This window comes from Psychrobacter sp. TB20-MNA-CIBAN-0197 (genome assembly GCF_040309765.1).
Taxonomy (GTDB): Bacteria; Pseudomonadota; Gammaproteobacteria; order Pseudomonadales; family Moraxellaceae; genus Psychrobacter; species Psychrobacter submarinus.
The window spans coordinates 1-23,907 of the sequence record NZ_JBEOPC010000016.1 but is presented as its reverse complement, the minus strand read 5'-3'; the positions used below and the strand labels follow the sequence as shown (position 1 = coordinate 23,907).

The 23,907-nt window shown below is 45.7% G+C and carries 15 protein-coding genes; 11 read left to right on the top strand and 4 right to left on the bottom strand.

Annotated elements, in window-relative coordinates:
- The first annotated feature begins 48 nt into the window (after positions 1-48).
- The 3 genes from AAEY83_RS06645 (at position 49) to AAEY83_RS06635 (ending at position 2,593) form a co-directional block, all read left to right on the top strand.
- Positions 49-882: a bifunctional allantoicase/(S)-ureidoglycine aminohydrolase gene (locus tag AAEY83_RS06645; protein ID WP_025644022.1), complete on the top strand. Its 834-nt coding sequence runs from the start codon at positions 49-51 to the stop codon at positions 880-882.
- 137 nt (positions 883-1,019) lie between these two features.
- Positions 1,020-1,586 (top strand): ureidoglycolate lyase, encoded by a 567-nt coding sequence (locus AAEY83_RS06640; RefSeq protein ID WP_025644024.1) that lies wholly within the window; start codon positions 1,020-1,022, stop codon positions 1,584-1,586.
- Between the two features lie 188 nt (positions 1,587-1,774).
- Complete coding sequence (locus AAEY83_RS06635) at positions 1,775-2,593, top strand: EamA family transporter (protein WP_025644026.1); 819 nt, start codon at positions 1,775-1,777, stop codon at positions 2,591-2,593.
- Positions 2,594-3,019: 426 nt separating this feature from the next.
- On the opposite strand, the gene AAEY83_RS06630 is transcribed toward AAEY83_RS06635, so the two are convergent.
- The 3 genes from AAEY83_RS06630 to AAEY83_RS06620 are packed head-to-tail and all read right to left on the bottom strand — an operon-like array spanning position 3,020 to position 5,381.
- The gene (locus AAEY83_RS06630; RefSeq protein ID WP_025644028.1) at positions 3,020-3,763 is read right to left on the bottom strand and encodes an amino acid ABC transporter ATP-binding protein; all 744 of its coding nucleotides are present in this window, start codon (positions 3,761-3,763) and stop codon (positions 3,020-3,022) included.
- Positions 3,764-3,810: 47 nt separating this feature from the next.
- The gene (locus tag AAEY83_RS06625; protein WP_025644029.1) at positions 3,811-4,548 is read right to left on the bottom strand and encodes an amino acid ABC transporter permease; all 738 of its coding nucleotides are present in this window, start codon (positions 4,546-4,548) and stop codon (positions 3,811-3,813) included.
- Positions 4,548-5,381 carry an amino acid ABC transporter substrate-binding protein gene (locus AAEY83_RS06620; protein ID WP_025644031.1) on the bottom strand — a complete coding sequence of 278 codons (834 nt, stop codon included), beginning with the start codon at positions 5,379-5,381 and terminating at the stop codon, positions 4,548-4,550. The genes AAEY83_RS06625 and AAEY83_RS06620 overlap by 1 nt, the downstream gene beginning before the upstream one ends.
- Positions 5,382-5,898: 517 nt before the next feature.
- On the opposite strand from AAEY83_RS06620, the gene AAEY83_RS06615 reads away from it, so the two are divergent.
- The gene (locus AAEY83_RS06615; RefSeq protein ID WP_025644033.1) at positions 5,899-6,753 is read left to right on the top strand and encodes a hypothetical protein; all 855 of its coding nucleotides are present in this window, start codon (positions 5,899-5,901) and stop codon (positions 6,751-6,753) included.
- A 142-nt stretch (positions 6,754-6,895) separates the two neighbouring features.
- Here the strand turns inward: AAEY83_RS06615 and gdhA are convergent, their stop codons facing one another.
- Positions 6,896-8,242, bottom strand: a complete 1,347-nt coding sequence (gene gdhA / locus AAEY83_RS06610; protein WP_025644035.1) for an NADP-specific glutamate dehydrogenase — start codon at positions 8,240-8,242, stop codon at positions 6,896-6,898.
- Positions 8,243-9,397: 1,155 nt separating this feature from the next.
- On the opposite strand from gdhA, the gene AAEY83_RS06605 reads away from it, so the two are divergent.
- From AAEY83_RS06605 to AAEY83_RS06575, 7 genes are all read left to right on the top strand, one after another.
- Positions 9,398-9,760, top strand: coding sequence for a roadblock/LC7 domain-containing protein (locus AAEY83_RS06605; protein ID WP_025644037.1), 363 nt, complete (start codon positions 9,398-9,400; stop codon positions 9,758-9,760).
- Between the two features lie 97 nt (positions 9,761-9,857).
- Positions 9,858-10,352 (top strand): PAS domain-containing protein, encoded by a 495-nt coding sequence (locus AAEY83_RS06600; protein ID WP_025644039.1) that lies wholly within the window; start codon positions 9,858-9,860, stop codon positions 10,350-10,352.
- Positions 10,353-10,355: 3 nt separating this feature from the next.
- Positions 10,356-11,105 (top strand): PhnD/SsuA/transferrin family substrate-binding protein, encoded by a 750-nt coding sequence (locus AAEY83_RS06595; protein WP_025644041.1) that lies wholly within the window; start codon positions 10,356-10,358, stop codon positions 11,103-11,105.
- A 14-nt stretch (positions 11,106-11,119) separates the two neighbouring features.
- Positions 11,120-11,755, top strand: coding sequence for a hypothetical protein (locus AAEY83_RS06590; protein WP_025644043.1), 636 nt, complete (start codon positions 11,120-11,122; stop codon positions 11,753-11,755).
- Positions 11,756-11,835: 80 nt separating this feature from the next.
- Complete coding sequence (locus AAEY83_RS06585) at positions 11,836-12,459, top strand: hypothetical protein (protein WP_025644044.1); 624 nt, start codon at positions 11,836-11,838, stop codon at positions 12,457-12,459.
- 518 nt (positions 12,460-12,977) lie between these two features.
- On the top strand, positions 12,978-13,676 hold the full coding sequence (locus tag AAEY83_RS06580) for a class I SAM-dependent methyltransferase (RefSeq protein ID WP_025644046.1): 699 nt from the start codon (positions 12,978-12,980) through the stop codon (positions 13,674-13,676).
- 949 nt (positions 13,677-14,625) lie between these two features.
- On the top strand, positions 14,626-23,877 hold the full coding sequence (locus AAEY83_RS06575) for an ESPR-type extended signal peptide-containing protein (protein ID WP_351058736.1): 9,252 nt from the start codon (positions 14,626-14,628) through the stop codon (positions 23,875-23,877).
- The last annotated feature ends 30 nt before the right edge of the window (positions 23,878-23,907 follow it).

Genomic DNA, 23,907 nt, shown 5'->3' with positions numbered 1-23,907 from the left:
CTTAGACTCAAATTTATCACGGCCCCTAATGACTAAGGACTCTTAACTATGTCAACAAAAAGCACGTATTATGCACCAACTGGCGGCTTACCGCCGCAAACCCAGCTGCTATCCGATCGCGCTGTCTTCACTGAAGCTTATGCTATTATCCCTAAACGTGTCCTCACTGACATCGTGATTAGTTACCTGCCCTTTTGGGAAGGTATGCGTATGTGGGTGATTGCTCGTCCGTTAAGCGGTTTTTCAGAAACCTTTTCACAATATATCGTCGAAGTCGCACCCAATGGCGGCTCTGACAAGCCTGAGCTCGATGCGAAAGCCGAAGCCGTATTATTCGTCGTTGAAGGTGAGATGGACGTGACTATCGAGGGAGAGACGCATCATATGGAGGCCGGTGGTTATGCGTTTTTACCTCCTGGCTGCAAATGGACGCTGAAAAACAATAGCGACACCCACGTCAAGTTCCACTGGATCCGTAAAGCCTATCAGTATGTAGAAGGCATCGATGTTCCTGAAGCTTTTGTTACCAGTGACCATGAGGTCGAAGCGATCGCCATGCCAGATACCAATGGCGTCTGGAAAACCACGCGGTTCACTGAGCAGTCTGATATGCGCCACGATATGCATGTAAACATCGTTACTTTTGAGCCAGGCGGCGTGATTCCATTTGATGAAACGCATGTAATGGAACACGGCTTATACGTGCTAGAAGGCAAAGCGGTCTACCACTTAAATGCTGAGTGGGTCGAAGTTGAGGCCGGTGATTTTATGTGGCTACGTGCGTTTTGCCCGCAGTCTTGCTACGCTGGCGGCCCTGGTCCCTTTAGATACTTACTCTATAAAGATGTGAATAGACATATGCCTTTTATTCGTCCAGAATAATAGGTCATCTGGAATAGTAGATAGTATCAAATACCAGCATTCATTCTAATACGCCATTTGCACTTAAATGGCGTATTAAGTCGCCTGCAAATTTGTAAGGAATTTGCAGGTAGTCATAATAAAAGTAAGGCAAAGTCATGAGTACTACGATCGTTGCAAAACCTTTAACTAAAGCTGAATTTGCTCCCTATGGCACGGTGATTGAACCTTATGATGATGAGCAACAAACGCCTGATAATTGTTATCATATCAACCAAGGTTATGCTTGTCGTCATCACGCTATTACCAAAGTAGCGCTAGATGGCGGTGAAGTTGGCCTAAGTATTTTTCGGGCCAAAAAGCGCGACCACCCTATCAGGTTATCCGTGATGGAATATCATCCTTTTGGCACGCAAGCCTTCTTTTCCATGAATGGCCGAGACTACGTCGTAGTCGTGGCCCCTGCAGGCGAGCCGCCAAAATCAGCTGATGATTTGACCGTGTTTTATGCCAAGTCGCATCAAGGAGTGCAATACGATAGAAATGTCTGGCACCACCCACTACTAGCGCTAGGTGCTGATTGCGACTTCTTAGTCGTCGATCGCATCAACGGCCCTGGCAATAACTGCCATGAGTTAAATATTGATGATTGGGGCGTCACGATTGAGATCGAAAACGAGCAACCTGACCCTAAAGCGCAACGAGTAGAGCAAGAACAGGTTTAGATGTCGGTACTGAACGATTAGCTTTATACCTACTTCATTTAGTTACCATAAAGCTAGATACAGTCCGTGCGCGTCTAGATAAGACAGCCCTTACAGGGTTGTCTTTTTATATGTAAGGCATCCCTTTATAGCGTTATCTGATAAACGTCATCTACCCAAATTTGTATTAGTGTTTAAGAGACTAAGGTATGACACAGAGCAATTTACTGACAGAGCAAGGATCGATACGAGGATCAGGACAGTGGTTAGGTACGATCCAAATTATCACCGCTGCAGTCTGCTGGGGTACGCTTGGGATATTCTCAACCTATCTGAACCAATTAGGCTTTAGTGGCTGGCAGGTGACTATCTTGCGTATCGTGACCGCGTCGTTAATTGTTCTTTTTATGCTGCCCAAACTATACCCGCAGCTGCTCAAGCTTAGCGCCAAACAATGGGGCGGCTTGGCATTGCAATCGCTGATTGGCGTACTGGGTATGTCGCTATGTTACTTCTTTGCTGTGTCCTATGTTGGTGCTGGCGCGCAAGTCAACTGGGGCATAGGGTTAGGACTATTAGCAGGGGTGTGTTATTCGTTATATGGTGTGCTTGGCAAACGCGCTATGCACTACGCGCATCCGGCTCCCTTAGTGTTTTTTACCTCTATCGTGATTAGCGCCAGCGTACTGTTATTATTACCTGAGACTTATCATACTTATAGCAAGTTATTGAGCTTGCCTGTATTGAGCTTAGGCTACGCATTAGGGCTCGCACTGATTGGTACGGTCGTGCCGTTTGCCTTATATATGAAAGCGCTAGAAAAACTACCCGCTTCTCGCGCTTCAGTGTTTACTATTTTTGAGCCGCTGACCGCTATTGCTTTAGCAATATTACTATTGAACCAGTCGCTTAGCCTTGTTCAGTATTTAGGCGTCATGCTTATCTTACTCGCCGCGCTATTTAATGCGCTACTTAACGGTACTACTACTCGAGTGCCACGGTGGCTGCGACGACGGCAAAAAGTCTAGTATTTATTAGGGCGTGTTGAACATTCGACCATGGCACTGACAGAGACTATTTTTTAGGCGATTTGCAGATAAAAATGGTAAGTTTAGTCGTTCTAAGCGTCTATTTTTATCAATAAAGCAGCAAAAAATAGTCCTGTCCCCGTTGTTGTCGTGAGGGCTGATGCTAAAATCGCCCTAGTCGTTGCGACTGTTTAAATAAAATCAGCTAGCCAATGCAATAAGCATTATCTGCAATTTTAACGACGACTAGAACACAGCTTTGATTAACTAGTAGCGATCAGCAGTGCGCATTTGTGAATGTTCAACACGCCCTAATCGTTATCAAAAAAGCCCCAACCATGACACCACAGTTGGAGCTTTATTTCGCTTAAAATTAAAGGTTGATGCTATAAGATTTGATAGATGATTTGAATGGCTGTAAATCTATTATTGTTCAATACGCTGCAAAAACGCTTGCGTACGCGGGTGAGTGGATAGCTCAAACATCTGCTGAGCGCTGCCCTCCTCAACCACATGGCCATCCTCAATTAATACCACATGATCGGCGACATCGCGCGCAAAGCTGATTTCATGTGTGACCACAACCATCGTCCAGCCCTCACTTGCCAGCTGCTTCATGGTCTCAAGCACATCTTGTACCAACTCCGGATCAAGCGCTGAGGTCGGCTCATCAAATAGCAACAGCGACGGCTCAATGGCCAAAGCGCGGGCAATGCCGATGCGCTGCTGCTGACCACCTGATAGCTGAAACGGATACAGATCGGCTTTGTCCGCAAGCCCCACCTTGTTGAGTAGTGCTAGCGCTTGCGCCTGCGCGTCAGCTTTTGAGACGCCTTGCACTACGGTCGGCCCAAGCATTAAGTTCTGTAGCGCCGTCTTGTGTGGAAATAAATTGTAAGACTGAAACACCATGCCCGACTTACGCTGCAGGGCCAATAGCTTTTTTTTATTTGGCTTAGCGCTAAAATCTACACTTAAGCTATTATCATCAAAAGCGATCACCCCTTGGTCAGGAATCTCCAGCGCATTAATACAGCGTAAAAAAGTAGTTTTGCCTGATCCTGATGGCCCTAATATCACCACCACCTTACCTTTATCAATGCTCAAATCTATGCCCTTTAGCACTTGATTGGTACCAAAAGCTTTGTGGATGTTCGTGATTTGAATCATAAAGACGTTTCCGTTTACAAATGAAAAGCTAGCAGTTAATGGTTAAGCTATTTTGCCACATAGCGATCAAGACGCGTCTCAAGCTTGCCTTGGATAAAGGTCAAGAACAGACAAATGGCCCAATAAATAAAGGCCGCTTCAGTATAGACCAGCATAAACTCATAGTTGCGGGCGGTGATGATCTGCGCTTGTTTAAAGAGCTCAGTGACCAGCACTAAAGAAGCTAGCGAGGTGTCTTTGACTAAACTAATAAAGGTATTAGACAAGGGCGGCACGGATACTCTAAGCGCTTGCGGCAAAATCACGTGGCGAAAGGTCTGCAGATACGTCAAACCGACCGTCGAGCCTGCTTCCCACTGACCTTTTGGAATCGACAAAATCGAGGCACGTACCGTCTCTGAGGCATAAGCACCGATATTGAGCGAAAAGGCAATAATCGCTGAAGGAAACGGGTCGAGCTTGACGCCGACGCTTGGCAGGCCATAAAAGATAATAAACAACTGCACCAGCATCGGTGTCCCGCGAATCGCCGAGACATAAATACGAGCCAGACGGTAGACAATCTCATGCAGCCAGCCGGTACGTGGCACGATACGAATCAGCGCCACGACCAGCGCAATCATCATACCGATGGCAAACGAAATCAAAGCCAGCGGTATTGAGTAATAGATACCGCCTTTGAGCATCGGCCAAAACGAATCGATGACGATCTGCGCCCGATCAGGACTCATAAAGGGCAGTAGTGCCAATAAATCTGTTAACGCTGAAGTAAGAGACGCTAGCATTATTTTTGTTGACTTATATCAGCACCAAAGAATTCTTCGCTAAGCTTGGTCAGCGTGCCGTCGGCATGCAGCTCGCTCATGGCTTCATTTAACTTCGTCACGACAGCGTCATTGCCTTTTAATAGTACCAAACCTGAACCGCGCTGCTCGTCGGCCGGGGCAACCAGTTTGATCTCAAGGCCACTATCTGGGAATTTTTTTAGATAATCAAGTACGGCCAAATTGTCATTCATGGTAAAGTCAGCGCGGTCTTGCTTGACCAACTGAATCGCTTGCGCCATACCATCGACAGGGACGATTTCGGCTTGATAGCGTTCGGCCAACTCACCATAGTTACTGCTTAACGACTGGGCGCTACGTAGACCTTTTAGGTTATCCCACGAGCCATAACGATTGTCATCGGTGGGCGCTAGTACCACAGCGCCAGACCAGCTATAAGGCTGCGCGAGGTCATACTTTGCTTGGCGCTCAGGGGTAGTGAGACTAACTTGGTTGGCCACCATATCAAAACGCTTCGAGTCGAGACCTGCTAGCATTGCATCCCACTGGGTTTCTTTAAACTCAACATCGACGCCGAGCTTATCAGCGACCGCACGGGTGACTTCCACGTCGTAGCCGGTCAGTTCACCGCTTTGGTCATGGTAGGTAAACGGCGGATAAGTACCTTCAGTGCCGACATTGATCGTGCCGCCATTATTGATACGCTGTAGCAGTTCTGAGCCACCCTCAGTAGTACTATCAGCATTGCTAGCTGTCTCATCAGTTGTAGATTGGCTACAGGCCGCTAGCAATACAGTGCTAGCTGCTAAAGTTAATAGGGCACGGCGTTTCATAGGATATCCTTAAGTTACAGATTAAATAAGTTACAAATTAAAAGTTATTATTATCAGTGCGGTTATTTACCACTAGTTTAACTTGACTCGGTAATCATAGGGCAAAAAAAAACGTACAAAAATAGTGAGCAGAGGTCAGAAGGTTGAGGTTGCACAGCAAAATTGCAAGAGTAGCTAGTGAGGATGGGGCAAGAAAGTTTTATATTTTTGAGTTTGCCATATATAAAAAGCCCCAATCAGTGATTGAGGCTTCCTAGATTTGGGGCTGATAAAAAAAACGCTGCTACCGTGTCATCGTTATTAGGCTCATAGAATTTATCACGTCTCAACAGTGATGTAACATGTAGCTGGCTGCTGCTTGCTACTTGTAAATGCTATAATAACGCGCCCATTTTAGGACTGTTATTATTGATGTTTCCATAAGTAGTCGGATAAAAATACTTGCATAACTTTACTCAAAATACTCACTTTCTTTCCCTCTATATCTTTCCTTAACCTTCTAAGAATTAAGCCCGCTATGAAAACTGCCTTATCAGATTTATCTTATGCTAGTCCTAGCAGCTATAACGCTAACAACAACTCTGAGCTGCTTTTGAATAATAGCAATAATACGGACATCTCGGCGCTTGCGTATGAAAGCTTACCTGCAACGATACAAAAAGCACTTTTAAGCCAAAAACGCTTGGTCATTATGGCTAACAACCCCTCAATCACTATCGAAACGTTAGAGCAAACTCTGAAGCCTACCGATATCTTAGTCCTGTTCAATGACTTCATTCATGCTGACTTCTTTGCCACTCATGCACTTGCCAAAACCTTACCTAAGCTATTATTTTTTAGGCAGATTGGCGATAGTCAATTGCATTTTGGCTTGCCGCCGAGAAGCAATAACTTAATCGCAATCGAGCAGATAGCGCAGCAGGCCACTTTGGGTATTTTTCTTAGTAATATCAGTTATCAGTTCCCTACCCCTGCTGATGACCCTAAACCGAACGATGATCCTATCAGCGACAAGCGAGTCTTGAGTATGACGAACGACTTAAAGGCTATCTTTGATAGCACGGAGTATTGCCGCGTACTATCCGAGCAGCATCCGGTGGTCGCTGACTATCCGAGCTTTGCTGACATCCATTCTTCAGCGCCGACCTCTGGGTTTTTGTTGTATCGATTGCTATTAGCGGCTCGCAAGGCAGTGCCGCGCCTGCAGAGTATAAATCATCTACAAAAAACAATCGCGCCTTTAGAGATACTGCTGCTTGGCTTTAATGACGACGACAAGACGGCGCACTTTTGGGAAGGTCATAATTGGGCTTTTGAGCGTCAAGAGCTCGCTACGCCGCCTGTTGGGGTGAAAATTATCCGTCAGTATTAGCGTTTATTTAAATGATAAATTCAATAAACCCAAACTCTAAACCAAAAAATACCGCGTTTGGCTTTTAAACAGCCAAGCGCGATATTTTTGTATACTAATATTTAGGCAAGCTCACAGATAGCAAGCTTACGCTAAGCCGCTATTAGTTCAAGATGCCATAAGCGCATAACGCATCAGCAACGCGCTTAAAGCCAACGATGTTTGAACCTGCCATATAGTCGATATAACCATTATCGGTCTGGTTGTATTTGTCAGAAGCAGACGCAGCGCTGTCATGGATATCTTTCATGATGTTTTTTAGGCGCGTATCGATTTGCTCAAAGCTCTTGTACTGACGTACAGAGTTCTGTGACATCTCAAGCGCTGATACCGCAACACCGCCAGCATTGGCCGCTTTACCTGGCGCATAATGGACGCGGTGCTCACGGATATGATCGATCGCTTCGGCAGTGAGTGGCATGTTCGCGCCTTCCACCACATACTTGATACCATTGTCGACCATCATCTTAGCATCGTCTTCATCGACTTCGTTTTGCGTCGCTGATGGGATAGCGATATCACCTTTGATGTGCCAAGGCTTTTTGCCTGCAAACCACTCACCGCCAAACTTATCAACATAGTCGGCCAAAGGCTTGCTTTGATCTTTTTGCTTCTTCAGCCAGTCGATTTTTTCTTGATCGAAGCCACTTTCGTCGTACAAAGTGCCTTTAGAATCCGAGACAGTAATAGCTATGCCGCCAAGCATCACTACTTTTTCGGCAGCATGTAGTGAGACGTTACCGGCGCCTGTGACTAATACTCTTTTGCCTTCGATACTCTCGTTTTGTACTTTAAGCATGTTCTCTAAAAAGTACACTGCGCCATACCCTGTAGCTTCGGTACGCATCAAGCTGCCACCGAACCCGACACCTTTACCGGTTAACACGCCGCTGTATTCATGGGTCAAGTTCTTGTACATGGCAAACATATAGCTGACCTCACGGCCACCGACACCGATGTCGCCTGCAGGTACGTCCATGTCTTTACTGACGTAGTGATGCAGCTCGCGCATAAAGGCGTAGCAAAAGCGGCGAATCTCACTGTCAGACTTACCTTTAGGGTCAAAATCTGAGCCCCCTTTACCGCCGCCTATTGGCAGACCAGTCAAAGCGTTTTTGAAGATTTGCTCAAAGCCTAAGAACTTGAGTACCGATTGGTTAACGGTAGGATGAAAACGGACGCCGCCTTTATAAGGCCCTAGCGCATTACTAAACTGTACCCGCCAGCCGCGGTTGACTTGTACTTCACCTTTGTCGTTTTCCCAGTTAATACGAAAAGCAAGGATACGATCAGGCTCTACTAAGCGTTCAAATATCTTATTTTTTTCGTATTCAGGATGGGCGTCATATAAAGGAGCAATAGTAAGCGCAACTTCTTTTACGGCTTGTACAAATTCGGGCTGATGGGCGTAGCGGGTTTCGACTTTTTCGATGGCTTGACTGATACTCATATAGCGTCCTTAAAGTAGAGATGATAATTCTATAATTGATCATGGTATAACGGTGTCGTGCTATCACCTGCTTGCACTACAAGCAAGGTACTGTCCATAACGATGTAGGATTAATTATTAGAATAAGAGAGAATAGCACACGGCGACCTATGTAGATCCTTGTACTAGTATATTCAAGGTATTTACACATCCGAGTTTGGTCGCTCAATAGCGTGGCGTTCATCGCTTGCTCATTGCTCTATAACAAGTCTATTAAAGCGAGTCTGTTAAAGGACAATTTTAGCAGGCGCTCCAAGCGTTTATTTGACGACCAAAAGGATAAAACCGATGAAATCAAATTAATGAAATCGAATTAATGAAACCATAGTTTCGATACGACTATATATCATTTTTTGCGCGTATGAGTCTAGTAAATAACCATATCATCGGAAGTTATAATAGTCCTCGGCGGTCATGTTGTTTTGCTGACAATAGCTAGATGGCGATAGATAAACGGCTGACAAGCAAGTTGCTGTAGTGATGCTAGACCTTGTCGCTTAAGCTATAACTGTGAACAAAAGATGTGCTACATCACATTATAACCTTGCTCAATCAAGCCGTGATCATTACTGATAGCAGTGCAGACGCACAACTTATACTAATTTTTATCCTTGTAGCTGTCAAATTCATATATAACTTGTCAATTATTCAAGCAGCTATAAACGCACGAAAGGTTAATAAAACAAGATAAAAGGTAAGAAAATAGCAAACATTAAGATATCCAGACCATCAATCTATATCATTAATGCTAGTAAGGGTTTATAATACTCAGTCTAGTTTGCCAGACTATTTATCTTTTATCTAGGGCGTGTTGAGCATTCGCAAATAGGCACTGCTGATCGCTAAAATTGTTCCAGACAAGGCACAAAGCGACGATAATGCAGATGCCTTAGCGAGATTTGTAACGCAGTATGGGGCAATTTTAGCATCAGCCCTCACGACAACAACAGGGACAGGACTCTTTTTTGCCGCTTCATCGTTAAAAATAAGCGCTTAGAATGACTAAACTTATTATTTTTAACATCGAATCGCCTAAAAAATAGTCGCTGTCAGTGCCATGGTCGAATGTTCAACACGCCCTAATGTTTATTTCACCACCAATTGTAGAGAAAAGTTATGCGTACAGATTCATTCCAACAAATCTTGGAAGACCTAAATAGCTCATCAGCAGACGTCGAAGCATCAGCACTAATCTCCAACGATGGCCTTATGATTGCCTCAGCATTACCGACTGGCGTTGACGAAGACCGGGTTGGCGCTATGTCTGCCGCGCTGCTGTCATTAGGTGACCGTGCAGGCCGTGAGCTTGCTCGTGGCAGTATCGATCGCATTATGATTCAGGGCGAAAAAGGCTACGTCATTATGACCTCCTCTGGTGACGAGGCGGTCTTAACCGTCATGGCAAAGCCGAACGCTAAGCTTGGGCTGATATTTTTGGACATCAAGCGCGCTTCAGAAGCACTAGCCAAACTAATTTAACCGCTCATTTTCACCTGTTGACTTTATATTTATCACTATAGTACCTGCCATAGTAATGACGACATCACTATGATTAGGCTAAATAAAGGAGATTGCTATGGTCGCTTCCCTACCGGATGCCACTAAGCCCGACGCTACTGCAGAACCTATCACCATGACTTATCATGACGGCGCATCACGCATCATCTATGATACTGGGATTGAGCGCCCATATCCCGATGGCAAACTCATTGTTTCGCGTACTGACTTGGCGGGTAACATTACCCACGTCAACGACGCTTTTGTTGAGATCAGTGGCTATGATATCGATGAGCTCATCGGTAAACCGCATTATATTTTGCGTCATCCTGATATGCCAAAAGCGGCCTATAAAGATCTATGGAGTACCGCTGAAGCCGGCCAAAAGTGGCATGGCTATGTGAAGAACTTATGTAAAGATGGCAGCCACTACTGGGTCTACGCCACCGTTGTACCAAATGTTCGCCGCGGTGAGACTGTCGGCTATACGTCAGTACGCCGTAAGCCATCACGCAGTAAGATAGCCGATGCCACCACGCAATATGCGCAAATGAAACAAGATGAGGAAGGTTAAATCATGACGACACATAATATGTTAATCGCCCCTGATTTTTCACCTGAGCGGTTTGCAGGCTGGCACATGCTCAACACGTTGATCCAAAAACGCGCCAACATCAATATGCATCTCAATATGCCAGCAGCTCATGCTGAGCAAGAAGACATTATCGCTCAAGGTGATATTCAAGTCATTTATGCCAATCCATTCGATGCTGCGGCCCTCATTCGTGAGCAGGGCTATCGCGCCGTGGCGCGTCCTATTGGTAAGTCAGACGAGATGGTCATTGCTGCTGCAAGTAATGGCGAGATTGGCAGTTTAGAGCACGTTACTACTGGGATGACCGTCGCAATGGCCAATAACCGCGATGTCAAACTGATTGGCCTACGTTTGCTCGAGGCGGTCGATATCATGGAGCCTGATCTGAGCTGGGATATCACTGAAACTTACCAAGCCGCGGCGCGCAAAGTCATCAAAGGCGAGGCGCAAGTCGGGTTCTTTTTAGCTGAGATCTTTCATAGCTTCTCAAGGTTGACCAAAGCTCAGCTCTCAGTACTAATCGAGAGCGACTTGGCAGATATCAGTCATGTGTTACTTGTCAAAGAAGGCTTTGCTGATAGTCAAGTCTTGATGGATGCGATCTTAAACCTACATAAAGACGAAGATGGCAAAGAAGTACTCACTGAGCTCGGTATGGCGCAAGGGTTTGAGGCTATGAGCGAAGAAGACGGCGAGTTTATGATAGATCTAATGGAAACTTTGCTTGATTAGTTTAGGATACTGCTATGAATGACCTCTCTACCACCGCGATGCAAGAAGCAACTGCTCGTCATGATTTTCGTTTTTATTCGCGCAAGATATTTTCTGCGCCCAATAATCGCTATTATCATGAGCAGCGCATCAACGCCGCCTTGCTCCTCAAAGAAAAAGAGCCGCTACAAGGCGCGGTCGCTGACTTTTTTTATGGCTGTTGGTACGACATTCCCTATGATGTTGAGGATATATTTATCCGTATCCAGAACCGCTTGCATCCGCAGATAGAGCGCGCGTTTCGTAACTGTATTAATAAGATTGACTATATCCGGCATAGCAGCGAGTTTGCCACGCGCTGGAGCGTGCTGATTACCCCTTCACTCAATGTCGATACGCACCGCCTGCGTATCAGTAGCGATGACGCGAAAGAGATCGCTAAGAACATCACCACTGAGCTGATGAGCGCGCGCGATAATGAGGACTGGAGCACTATCGAGCAGATAGAGAACGAGTTTTTTGCGCACTGCTTAGCTTGTAACGATCGTCTCGCCTTCTCTATCGTCTGGTTTCGTTTAGGTAAGAGCGACTGGCAGTTCGATCAGCGCTGGCAAAGCTGTCAAGAGCACTTGGAGCAAACCCAAGTCGCATCAGTAGCAACAGACGCCTAACTACAGCTTAGCTCCTTCTGAGCTCTTATCTCACTTTTTCACTCAGCAACTAGATACGCACTACAAATAAGGTTACCTTTATGTCCAGTTTTGCTCATGCCGAAAAAACCTATATCACGTTGACCCCAGCGGGCGTTTTTGAAGCCTTCTCACAGCCCAAGCCTACGGCGATGCAATTGGCTCTACAAGCGCTGTTATCGCACCGAGAGACTATGTTAGTCGCCGATTGGCTCAAAGCGTTTCCTGAGCTGTGGCTTGAGGGTTTCGTTGAGCAGGGCTTTATTGAGAAGCTCTCAACCTTTTTACCTGCGCCTAACCTACCGCTAGATCAGTTTTTGCCATATGTCGTCGCTAGCCTCTCAGGCAAGCGCCGTGCTGCTATCGCCTCAGATGAGGGCTTTTGTTTGGCACGGATTGGTTATAGTCAAGAAGAAGCGGATATGCTGAGTGTCGCGGCGGCGGACTTTTCAGGGTTTATGCTTAGGCAGCAGCAGCGTGGCTGGTCATTGGATAGCCGCGCCATCTCGTTCTTTCAACAAGTGGATCTGCTCATCCCTGAGACAAGCTTTGTGTTTTTGTGGATTGATAATGATGGTTATGCCGTCATCATCGATGGTGAGCCCTTAACCAATAACCGTGCCTTCGTTGAGCTGATTTGGGGTATCAAAACCTCAGGGCTAAAGTTTGAAACGACAGAAGCTTAGAAATGAAACTCTAGACTGCCTGTTTATCAATTCTCCTAATCTACTTATCCTAGAGCTTACTTCGTCTAAAAGACTGCTTAGTCTAACAATGATTGAACTTTTTTTAAAAAGCGTTGAGCATTTTCTATCAATAAAGAAGATGCGCAAGGCTTTTTTTGTTGTAACATTCAAAACCCTGTCTTACTCTTATCGGCAAGCCACCTTCTAAAAAAATGGTTTATTTATAAAAACTTAGGCTAATAAATAGCGACAACTCAGCGCATAATAGGGCATACTATCCTAGCTGTGTTTGCTTATTAGCGAGTAAAGCTGCAGTTGTTATAAATACCCCCCTATCACTCCTTTTTACCATTGTTAAAAGTATGCTGTATTAACGGTTCTATTTAAGTTTTTATCCTGACTCAGTCATCGCTTTGAGTTAGGTCACTAGGCATAGTGCAACCTTCCCTACTGTTCGATCTTCCTTAACCATTTCCATGTACTCCCCTATGCCATTTCCCCTCTGTTTAGGATCCGCTATGACTACTCCGACTGATCCAACTACCCCTATGGATGTACGCTTACGTTATCAAACGCTTGAGTTTGGCGATATAGATATTCATGTCTGTACCTTACGCGACAATCAAGAGTATAGCGATCCGGACGGTATAGCAGCCACTTTGGGTATCTGCTCAGCCTCCTGGCCAATCTTTGGGGTGCTGTGGCCATCAAGCTTGGTACTAGCTCATCATATGCTAGAGTACGATATAGCAGGCAAGCGCATCTTGGAGGTTGGCTGCGGTATGGCGCTCTCAAGCCTGCTGCTCAATCATCGTCAAGCAGATATCACCGCGACGGACTACCATCCAGCAGTGCAGTATTTCTTAGACAAAAATGCAGAGCTCAATGGCAATAAGCGTATCATTTTTGAGCGTTTGGAGTGGTCAGAGCATAAAAGCGATTTGGGTCTATTCGATACTATCATCGGTAGCGATTTGCTCTATGAAGAGCCGCACGTGGCGCTACTGGCAGGCTTTATTGGACGACATGCTAAGCCAAACTGCGAGGTCATCATCGTCGATCCGGGACGAGGCCGGAAAAACAAACTCATCGCTAAGATGGAGGAACAAGGGTTTAGTAGTGAGCAGCAAAAACCTATAGATACGATCTATCTGGATCAGCCCTTTAAGGGGCATTTATTGATGTTTTTGCGTCAGTCAAAGCCTAAAGTAACCTAATATTAATTAGATAGTATGTTACTACTTATTAAAAAACAGTGCTTGATACCTCGTCTGTCTAGGTTACTAAGCACTTTTTTATACTATTAAACGGCTAGTTCCAATAGCAGGCTCAAGCAAAAAACAATAGATAAGCATTTATTATACCCACTAGAAATGACTATACTTAGACTCACCCCATTCCACTCTCCTCTTGATCACTATTCTCTCTAATATAATTCGTTACCACACTTATTCTTATCTAACACTTCCCAGACAGCATACCGGCCTGTTATATGATTTTTATATTATAAAAAACCTGCCTACTAACTCCTAAATAAAGTGTTGATTAAACTCCTACCTACTCCTTATCTAAACCTTATCAAAGATAGTTAATTAGCTCTAACGTCCCTGTAATTATCATTCAAGTCATTCTTAGTTAATCTATAAAAAATTATAGAAGGTCGTTTTTGAGGATAAACGGTTTATATTTTATAAAAAATTTTAGCTAAAAATAGCCGATACCTCTTATCTGCAACTTTATCCGGTTCATCGTCCTTATTTTAGAAGTGTGTCATAAAGGCATTACTGCTAACCTGTAGCTTCAAAGCCTTTAACTCTCTTACTTTTTCTTTTATAGACATAGTTATCTAGACCTAATTAGCTCGTTTCTCATTTATATATTCACATAAACGGATAGACGGTTGTAAATTTGGTTTGAGTGGCATTGCTTTTATATTCGGTAAAGTTAATATATAGAGTAGGTAAGTTTTCCAAGGCTGCTTAAATAGCAGAAGGGTTAAGAGCATAGTGAGTAATTTTTGGTATTTAAACGGTGATATCTACTTATACCATTTAGTACTAATTAATAAGTGCCTTATAACCGCTAATTCCTTAACTCAGCTTATCTACTTACATTATCTTGGTGCCGATCTAATGCTAGCACCAACTCTGAAAAGGAATTCAGCTCATGAACCGCATATATAAAGTCATATGGAATGAAGCCTTAAATTGCTTCACCGCAGTGGGTGAATACGCCAAAACACGCGGCAAATCTTCCAAATCCAGCGTTAGCGCGAATGCTAGCATTAATACCACTTCTAACCTTTCTTCTACTCGTTTTTTTCGTTTATCTACCATAGGAATAGGACTGATAGCGGCTGGTCTTACTATGTCGCCACAGGTATTCTCTGCTACTGGAGTAAATGGTGCAGTAGCCACTGGCGTAACCAGTTGTGGTACAAGCGCAATAGCAGGGAAGACTGATAGTGTCGCAGTGGGTTGCGATTCTGTTGCAGACTTATCATCTGATCCTAATATATATTTTTATGATAGAGAAAATCCTGATAACAAACCTCCTATTGTTGATACAAATACGGATTTTAACTCTACTGCGATTGGTACTGGCGCCAAAGCTAAAGAGGCAGGTACATCGATAGGCATGCATGCTTCGTCCAGGAATCTAGGCGTAGCTTTAGGTATTCAAGCAAAATCTGACAATGTAGCAGCGCTCGCTATTGGGCCCGCTGCCCTAGCCAAAGGTAATACGTCACTTGCTTTAGGTCGTCAATCTGCCGCAATAGCTGACTTTGCTCAAGCAATCGGTAATGTTGCTTCTGCTACGGGTACAGGCTCTTTAGCAGTCGGTCATTCTGCTAGAGCAGAAGGTTACCGCTCGATTGCTATTGGCTCTGCAGATATTGCTAATGCTGGGAAGAAGGGTGATCAAGAAGGCGTCACATACCAAATCAATCAGCAGACTTTAGCGGAAGGCGAAGACTCCATCGCTTTAGGTAGCGGTGCAGAAAGTTTAAAAGAGGACAGTGTCGCTTTAGGCTCATACTCAACTGCCAATGTCGCAGGTGGCATCACAGGTTATGATCCAACAGGTAATAATAATGCTGCCATCACAGCCACAAAAAGTACGACTGGTGCTGTGAGTGTGGGTAGATCTGCCTCCAACGAGAAAGCAGCGGTTCGTCGTCAGATTGTCAACGTTGCAGCAGGTACCAACAACAGCGACGCGGTGAACGTCAGCCAACTTAAGGGGCTTGCAGGTTTAGAGCTCGACTTTGATGGTGATACAGGTAATACGGTCAGTCGTAAATTGGGTGAGAAACTCACCGTCAAAGGCGGCGCCGCCACGGCATTGTCAAGTGGTAACATCGGTGTGGTAGCTGACGATAGTGACAATACCTTAACGGTTAAACTGGCCAAAGACCTCACTAACATGAACAACATCACCTTCTTAGGTGGTAGCACCGTCAGCTTAAGTGGAAACGGTCTCAATAACGGTGGCAACCAGATTACAGGGGTAGCCAGTGGAGGCTCACTAACAGATCCCAATGATCAGAACAACGCAGCCAACATCGGTGATCTAAACGATGCTGTCTCGAACAACAAAACCAAGTACTACAGCGTGAAATCAATGGGCGGTAGCAACGATGACAACCAAGGTGCAACGGGTGTCAACGCTATGGCTATGGGTCGAAACGCCAGTGCGACTGGTAGTCAAGGCATTGCTATTGGTAGTGTAGGAGGAGGCTCCGCTCAGCGCACTTTAGCCAGTGGTGAGCAGTCTATTGCCATTGGTGCCAACGTTGTATCAAGTGGTAACTCTTCTATCGCCATTGGTGGTGATGACTTAGATGCTGCTTCAGCAGATGCTGGAGCTATATTTACAGCCTATACAGGCAGTAGCCTTGTTGAGACACCGCCTTATATGGTAAACACAGAATCAGATGGTGCCGCCTCTATAGCGATAGGTGCAAAAGCACTGTCTAAAGGTGACTTATCTACCGCTGTTGGTGTACGTTCAAGCTCATCAGGACAGGCATCTTCTGCCTTTGGTATGGGGTCATCAGCAAGTAAAGACGGTTCGGTGGCACTAGGTGCAGGTTCTACTACGCTTAATGATGCAACTTACCAAGAGAAGCTTACTATTGGTAATAAGGATTATTTTTACGCTGGCGCGACCAATGATAAAGGAGCACAGGTCTCTGTTGGCTCAGAAGAGCGTGAGCGTCAAATCAAGCATGTCGCTAGTGGCGAAGTAAGTAAAACCAGTACGGACGGTATTAATGGTAGCCAATTACATGCTACTAACGAGTCTGTTAAAGATTTAAGTGATGTAGTTGTGTCTAACAAGACGCACTTCTATAGTGTAAATAGCACAGATTCAACTCGTGGCAATTACAATAACAATGGTGCGACTGGTGTTGATGCCATGGCAGCTGGAATTGATGCGTCAGCGGAGGGTGAGAATGCGACAGCGCTAGGAACAAACTCTAACGCTGAAGGTACGCGGAGCACTGCGATTGGTTATAAAGCACAAGCTAAAGATAGAAACGCAATTGCTTTAGGTTATAAAGCTAATGCTAGTAATAAACACTCCACTGCGATAGGGTATGCTGCTAACGCGGGTTATGCTGCAATTGCGATAGGAGATGCCGCAACAGCGACCAAAAAAGGGTCAACAGCGATAGGAAGCAAGTCTGTCTCGACTGGAGAGTACAGTACAGCCTTAGGACGCGCGGCTAAAGCACTTAAAAAGAATACTGTAGCGCTGGGGTATAATACTACTGCCAGTGGTGATTCTAGTGTGGCTATCGGAGACGGATCCAAAGCGAACGGTGTTAATAGTATCGCAATTGGTACAGGTAACATCGTCAATGGCGATAACTCAGGTGCCTTTGGTGATCCTAATATTATCAACGGTACAGGTAGTTATGCGGTTGGTAATAACAATATCATCGATGCGGATAACGCCTTTGTGGTCGGTAATAACGTTACTGTCGCAGCGGGCTTAGACGGTGCAGTTGGTATTGGTAATAACTCTACTGTCACAGCTTCTACGGTCACTAGCTTTGTCCCTACTGGCGCAACTAGTGTTGTAGGAACCGCAACTGGTAGCAATGTGGTCAGTGTCGGTAGTGCAGATAATGAGCGGCGCTTAACCAATGTTGCTGCGGGTGGTGCGGACACTGATGCAGTGAATGTCTCTCAGTTGAAACAATTGAATAATACGGTTGTGGCTAATAAAACGCACTTTTATAGTGTCAATAATACAGATCCGACCGCGGGCAACTACAACAACAATGGCGCGACTGGTAATAATGCGATGGCAGCTGGAGTCAATGCTAACGCAGTAGGCTTAGATGCCACTGCAGTTGGCTCTGCTTCGAACGCTGAGGGAAAATGGAGTACTGCAGTTGGCTTTAATGGAAAAGCTAAAGGTAGAAGCTCAGTTGCTCTAGGTCATCAAGCTAATGCCAACCATAATAATGCTGCGGCGGTAGGATATGGCGCATCAGCGGGTTATGCCTCTACTGCGATAGGAGAGAGGTCTAAGGCTGAAAAGAAAGGCTCAACCGCTATAGGAAGCCAATCCGAAGCGATTGGAGTATATAGTACTGCGTTAGGACGAGAGGCTAAAGCAGTGGGCAATAATAGTATAGCATTAGGGCATGGAGCCACAGCTTCTGGTAATGGCAATGCATTTGCTGGTCGTGATACTGCCGCTATAGCATTAGGACTAAATTCCACAGCGTCTGCTAAAGATAGTATGGCATTAGGGCAAGATGCTGAAGCGACAGGGGATGATTCTATTGCTATGGGTCATGGTGCTATTGCTAGCGGCAAGCAGTCCATCAGTGTTGGTACTGGTAATGTGGTTTCAGGCGACAACTCAGGTGCTTTTGGTGACCCTAATATTATTAGTGGCACTGGTAGTTATGCGGTGGGTAATAACAACAATATTGCTAATAACAATACTTTTGTTCTGGGTAATAATGTTGGCACAACACAAGACAACAGCGTTGTGCTAGGTCATTTATCTACTGATCGTGCTGCTACGACTGAAACTGGCATCACCATTAATGGAACGAATTATAGTTATGCCGGTAAAGGCTCTGCTACAAATGGTGTCATGAGTGTTGGTTTTGTTGATGGCGAACGTCAGATAATTAACGTAGCTGCAGGCGAAGTAAGTGCAACCAGTACTGACGCCATCAACGGTAGTCAGTTACATGCCACTAACGAAGCGATTAGTGACATCGACTTCCCTATCCGTTCAAGTAATGTGCAGCCATACACTACATCAGTAACAGGTACCAATGCATTGGCGGTTGGCTCTAATGCTATAGCAAACGGTGACCGCTCAACCAGTGTTGGAGAAAACGCTAAAGCTATTGGTATCCAAGCTAGTGCCTTCGGTTCTGGCGCAGAAGCTACAGCTCGTAGCAGTTTAGCATCAGGTTTTGAAGCTAAGGCTAAAGGCGGCGAATCAGTTGCTTTAGGCGTCAAGAGTAACGCCGAAGGTTTAGGTGCTACAGCGGTTGGTCCTACTGCTAACGCTCGGGGCGAAAACAGTGCTGCTTTAGGTCGTCGCTCTAAAGCAGACGGATCAGGTGCAATGGCTTTAGGTGGTTTCTCTCAAGCTAAAAGTGAAAACGCTACAGCTGTTGGTTTTGAAGCTGAAGCAACGGCTGTCGAGGCTAGCGCCTTCGGTCATAAAGCGAAAGCTGCAATGGAGGGTGCGACGGCGATTGGTACTAATGCATTCGCTAAAGCTATCGATGCAACAGCTGTTGGTAACAAAGCTCAAGCTGGTCGTAATAGCATTGCTTTAGGTATGAATGCAAATGCCCTAAATAGCGGAACAGTAGCATTAGGTACTCAGAGCTTCGCAGGTCAAGGTGCAACCGTTGTTGGCACTAATGCAAAAGCTAGTGGTAAAGATAGTACTGCATTGGGTCGTTTCTCTGAAGCTAAGGATGCAGACTCAGTAGCCTTAGGATCGTTCTCTAAAACAGCTGCGGCCATTGGCACATCTAGCATTGTACTAGCTAACGGAACGTATACTTTTGCTGGAGCTGTACCAAAAGGCACAGTAAGTGTCGGATCTGTAGGTGCAGAACGTACCGTTACTAATGTAGCTGCTGGACGTATTAGTGATAACAGTACTGATGCCATCAATGGTAGTCAGTTACATGCTACTAACGAAGCAATTGATGATTTGAGTGGTACAGTTATCGCCAACAAAACCAAGTACTACAGTGTAAAAAGTGGTGCTACAGGAAACAAAAACAACGATGGTGCACAGGGACCAAACTCTATGGCTATGGGCGGCAACGCCAGTGCTACAGGTGGTCAAGCCATTGCCATTGGTAGTGGTGAGAGTGGTCAGAACACCGTAGCTAGTGGTCAGCAATCTATCGCCATTGGTGCCAACGTTGTATCAAGTGGTAATTCTTCTATCGCCATTGGTGGTGATGATTTAGATGCTGCCTCAGCAGATGCTGGAGCTATGTTTACAGCCTATACAGGTAGTAGCCTTGTTGAGTCACCGCCTTATATGGTAAACACAGAATCGGATGGTGCAGCCTCCATCGCCATTGGTGCAAAAGCACTGTCTGAGGGTGCGCTATCTACCGCTGTTGGTGTGCGTTCCAGCTCAGCCGGTGATGCCTCTTCTGCCTTTGGTATGGGGTCTTCAGCCGTCGCTGAAGGTTCAGTAGCACTTGGGGCAGGGTCAGTGGCCAATGTAGCAGGTGGTGCTATGGGCTATGATCCAACCGGTAGTAGCGATGCCGCTATCAAAGCTACCCAAAGTGGTGCAAGGTATGGTGCTGTCTCAGTAGGAAATGGAGCTGAGGGCGGCAATCGTCAGATCGTCAATGTAGCTGCAGGTACCAATGATAGCGACGCGGTAAACGTGGCGCAATTAAAAGGTCTGTCTGGAGTAGTGAATCAAGGGCTTAAGTTTGATGGGGATACTGGCACCCCCGTCACCCGCCAAATGGGCGATACGCTCACAGTAAAAGGCGGGGCGACCAATTTGTCAGATAACAATATCGGTGTAGTTGCTAACGATACCAACAAGACTCTAACCGTCAAGCTGGCAAAAGACCTAACCGGTCTTGATAGTGTGACTACTGGCAATACGGTAATGAGTAATAATGATGGTGTTACCTTCCTTGGCGGTAGCAGCGTACAGTTAAGCGATGCTGGTTTACATAACGGTGGCAACCAGATTACAGGGGTAGCCAGTGGAGGCTCACTAACAGATCTAAATGATCAGAACAACGCAGCCAACATCGGCGATCTAAACAATGCCATCGGGGACGTAACCACTTTAGGCTTCGGTATCAAGGCTGCTGATAATAATACAGTTCAGAAGAACCTAGGTCAGACAGTAGATATTATAGGCTCTAATGGCAACATTACTACGCAAGTAGACAGTGGCAAAGTTGAAGTCGTGCTTAATAACAATCTCGATTTAGGCAATAACGGCACTGTCACCACAGGTAACGTGTTAAGTGGCACTAACGTTAATCGCCTTGGCATGGTGACAGGTGGATTGCTAACGGGTGGCGTTACTACGGTCAGTGGTGCAGGTGTCACAGTAACAGGTTTAAATCCATTCAATCCTTCTAGCGCAGCTTTAACTAGTAATGGTTTGACCATCCTGAATGGTCCAAGCATCACTAAGAGTGGCGGTGTCAATGCTGGTAATAAGAAGGTTGTTAACGTTGATGATGGACTGATAGGTCTAAACAGTAAGGATGCCATTAATGGTGGCCAACTTTATGAGACAAATAATGAGATTGCCAAGGGTATTAAGTTTAACGTAAACGATGCTAGCAGTCGTGGCACTTTAAAACGTACCTTTGCTTTAGGTGAAGAAATCAAGCTTGACACCGATAGCAATCTGACTACCACAGCATTACCATTAGGTGATGGCATTAAACTTGGCTTAGCTGACATGATTCAAGTTGGCACAACCAATCCTGTCAGTATCAATGGTAATACGGGTACAATCTCAGGTCTAACCAATAGAACCTTTGATCCAACAACGACCTATACTGGTGGCATAGCGGCTACTCAAGAACAGTTGTCAGGGCTTAGTGGCACTATCACTGACTTAGGTTTCGACATCACGGCTGACAATGCTTCCTTAGCCCCTAATGAAACTAAAGACAAAGTCAAACTTGGTGATACGGTCAAATACACCAGTGCAGATGGCAGTATCGTCACTACAGTGGCAGATAATGAAATCGACTTTGCATTGGGCGACAACCTCAATGTTGGTGGAGCAGGTCAAGACGGTGAAGATGGTGTAGATGGCTTCATCGGCGTCAATGGCGCAGACGGTGCATCTGGCGTGGCGATTAATGGCGCTGATGGCACAATCGGTCTAACGGGTCCTGCAGGGGCAGGTACCATCGGTGTCATTAATGGTGTACCCGGTGTGAATGGTGAGGACGGCATTACACGTATCGTCCTTGGTGATATCCAAGTTGCCACCATGGAAGATGGTATGAAGTTTGCCGGTAACACGGGCGATACCATTGCTAAGAAGCTCAATGAAACGTTGAACATCGAAGGTACGTTAGCTGACTCTGCTGATGCATCAGGTGCAAACCTACGTGTTGACAGTGACGGTAGCAAGCTAAACCTAGTGATGGCTAAGAACCTAACGGATCTTGAGAGCATCACCATCAATAACGGCGGTCCGATTATCAGTAGTACGGGTATCGATATGGGTTCCAATGCTGATGAGGATGAGTACCCAACCAACACCATCACCAACCTTGGAAAAGGTGTCAATGGTACTGATGCGGTGAACCTTGATCAGTTGAACGAAGTCAACGAAACAGCCAATAAAGGATGGTTTGTCCGTACTGATTCTGGTGATGGCGCGAAGAGCAATGTCAAGCCAGATGACGTCGTTACGATCAACGGTGACGGTAATATTAGTGTGACCAATGAAGATAACAACTTGGTTGTGTCGTTAGGCGACAACCTCAGTGTTGGTAGTCCAGGTCAAGACGGTGAAGACGGTGTAGATGGCTTCATCGGTGTGAATGGCGCAGACGGTACCTCAGGCGTGAGCATCAACGGCGCTGATGGCACAATCGGGCTAACGGGTCCTGCAGGTCTTAATGGTGAGCCAGCTCCATCAGGTACCATCGGTGTCGTCAATGGTGTACCCGGTGTTAATGGTGAGGACGGCATTACACGTATCGTCCTTGGTGATATCCAAGTTGCCACCATGGAAGATGGTATGAAGTTTGCCGGTAACACGGGCGATACCATTGCTAAGAAGCTCAATGAAACGTTGAACATCGAAGGTACGTTAGCTGACTCTGCTGATGCATCAGGTGCAAACCTACGTGTTGACAGTGACGGTAGCAAGCTAAACCTAGTGATGGCTAAGAACCTAACGGATCTTGAGAGCATCATGATCAATAATGGTGGTCCAATCATCAGTAGTACGGGTATCGATATGGGTTCCAACGTTGATGAGGAGGGTTACCCAACCAACACCATCACCAACCTTGGAAAAGGTGTCAATGGTACTGATGCGGTGAACCTTGATCAGTTGAATGACGTGACAACGGATCTGACTGACTTAGGTTTCGACATCACGGCTGACAACGCCTCATTAGCGCCTGGTGAGACTAAAGACAAAGTCAAACTTGGTGATACGGTCAAATACACCAGTGCAGATGGCAGTATCGTCACTACAGTGGCAGATAATGAAATCGACTTTGCATTGGGCGACAACCTCAATGTTGGTGGAGCAGGTCAAGACGGTGAAGATGGTGTAGATGGCTTCATCGGTGTGAATGGCGCAGACGGTGCATCTGGCGTGGCGATTAATGGCGCTGATGGCACAATCGGTCTAACGGGTCCTGCAGGGATAGACGGTGTGAGTCCAACGCTGACCATGCGTCCAGAAATCCAGTCTGGCGACGTATTTGATGATGACACAGACGTCACTCGCTTAAGTTACGAAGATGGTGACGGTAACAGTCATACCATAGCGACGTTAGAAGATGATGGTTTACGCTTCTCTGGTAACGATAATCCGACTGTTGGCTATGTCACTCGCAACCTAAACAAGGAGATGCAGATTGTTGGTAGTAAAACAGCGGTTGGTACATACTCATCAGGCAATATCAATACGATTGCGACACAAGGTGGTGGTATTGAGATTCAAATGGCTGATTCACCGAAGTTTGGTGAGGTAACCATCAACGCTGAGAATACCGGTAAAATTACGGGTCTTACTGCTGGTGAGGATGATACTGATGCCGTCAATGTCTACCAGCTGAATCAAACCAATGCGACTATCAACCAAGGCTTAGACTTTGGGGGTGATAGTGGTACTGACCCCTGCCGTCAAATCCGTACACATAAACTTGGGAGATTTTAATTACGCAGCCTGACGATAATAATCAAACCA